Origin of the sequence: Ligilactobacillus ubinensis (assembly GCF_024160875.1) — a bacterium.
Taxonomy (GTDB): domain Bacteria; phylum Bacillota; class Bacilli; order Lactobacillales; family Lactobacillaceae; genus Ligilactobacillus; species Ligilactobacillus ubinensis.
On the sequence record NZ_JAIULA010000081.1, the window covers coordinates 1 to 219 of the forward strand.

Below are 219 nucleotides of genomic sequence, written 5' to 3' on the forward strand. Positions count from 1 at the left end.
AATGAGTCGTTAGCTCAGTTGGTAGAGCATCTGACTTTTAATCAGAGGGTCGACAGTTCGAGCCTGTCACGACTCATTATATGTGAATATCTCATTGACATAATAAATTATTTTTGATATACTTTTAAAGTCAGTTATTTTATATGCCGGCTTAGCTCAGTTGGTAGAGCATCTGATTTGTAATCAGGGGGTCGGGCGTTCGAGTCGTCTAGCCGGCAT

Annotated in this window: 2 tRNA genes; both read left to right on the plus strand. The window is 40.6% G+C overall.

Annotation, left to right across the window (positions count from 1 at the left end):
• Positions 1-3: 3 nt before the first annotated feature.
• Positions 4-76: transfer RNA gene (locus LB941_RS12475), tRNA-Lys, on the plus strand.
• A 69-nt stretch (positions 77-145) separates the two neighbouring features.
• Positions 146-218: transfer RNA gene (locus tag LB941_RS12480), tRNA-Thr, on the plus strand.
• Position 219: the final 1 nt, after the last annotated feature.